We start from the raw sequence: 1372 nt of genomic DNA on the forward strand, positions 1-1372 counted from the left end.
GGCGTCGGCGCCATCGACCTGTTCGGTGTGCCCGCCGAGCGCGACGCGTCGGGTACAGCGGCCTGGGCGGAGGACGGCATCCTCAACCGCGGGATCGCGGCCGTGCGCGCGGAGGTGGGGGACGACGTCGTCGTGTGCGCGGACACCTGCCTGGACGAGTTCACCAGCCATGGCCACTGCGGCCTGATCCGCCCCGACGGCCCGCGCGCCGGCGAGGTCGACAACGACGCCACCCTGGCCACCTACCAGGCGATGGCCATCTCCCAGGCGGAGGCCGGAGCGCACATGGTCTCGCCGTCGGGGATGATGGACGGGCAGATCGCCGCGATCCGCGCTGCCCTGGACGCCACCGGGCACGACGACGTCGCGATCCTGGCCTACTCGGCGAAGTACGCCTCGGCCTACTTCGGGCCGTTCCGGGAGGCCGTGGGCTCCACGCTCACCGGGGACCGGCGCGCCTACCAGCAGGATCCGGCCAACCGCCGCGAGGGCCTGCGCGAGGCGATGCTCGACGTCGAGCAGGGGGCGGACATCGTCATGGTCAAGCCGGCCGGCCCCTACTTGGACGTGCTGGCCGACGTCGCCGCCGCCTCACCGCTGCCGGTGGCCGCCTACCAGGTCAGCGGGGAGTACGCGATGGTGGAGGCGGCCGCACAGCGCGGGTGGATCGACCGCGAGCGCGTCATCGCCGAGTCGGTGCTGGGCATCGTGCGGGCGGGGGCGGACATGGTCCTGACCTACTGGGCCAGGGAGATCGCCGAGAACCCGGCCCTGCGCTGAGGAGGTCAATCCCAGCGGCTCAACGCCGCGAGTAACAGTGTCGGTCAGGTAGGTTGAGACCAGCCTTACCAGCCTCTTCATCGACAGGATCGACCGTGCCCCAGCAACCCGCAGCCTCCGCCACCGCCGCCGCGACTCACGCGACCAACGCCGCCCTGTTCGAGGCGGCTCGCGCCATCATCCCCGGGGGCGTCGACTCCCCCGTGCGCGCCTTCGGCTCAGTGGGTGGCACTCCGCGGTTCATCGCCTCGGCGAGCGGCGCCCATGTCACCGACGCCGAGGGCCACCGCTACGTGGACCTCGTGGGCTCCTGGGGCCCGGCGCTCCTGGGGCATGCCCACCCGGGCGTCATCGCCGCGGTCCAGGCGGCCGCCGCCCGCGGCCTCTCCTTCGGCGCCCCGACCGAGTCGGAGACGCTCCTGGCCGAGGAGGTTCGCCGTCGGGTGCCGGCCGCGCAGAGGGTGCGCTTCGTGTCCACCGGTACCGAGGCGACGATGACGGCGGTGCGCCTAGCCCGCGGCGCCACGGGGCGTGACCTGGTAGTGAAGTTCGCCGGCTGCTACCACGGGCACAGCGACGGCCTGCTCGCGGC

2 protein-coding genes are annotated in these 1372 nt (G+C 73.3%); both read left to right on the forward strand.

Features of this window, described 5'->3' with window-relative positions:
- Positions 1-780 (forward strand): porphobilinogen synthase (gene hemB, locus HMPREF0975_RS12140; protein WP_009234479.1); only part of this gene is annotated, 780 nt, incomplete at its 5' end.
- Between the two features lie 155 nt (positions 781-935).
- Positions 936-1372: aminotransferase class III-fold pyridoxal phosphate-dependent enzyme (locus HMPREF0975_RS12145; RefSeq protein WP_156808295.1), on the forward strand; the 437-nt coding region annotated here is incomplete at its 3' end.

This window comes from Actinomyces sp. oral taxon 849 str. F0330, assembly GCF_000239715.1.
In the GTDB taxonomy this organism is placed as follows: Bacteria; Actinomycetota; Actinomycetes; order Actinomycetales; family Actinomycetaceae; genus Actinomyces; species Actinomyces johnsonii.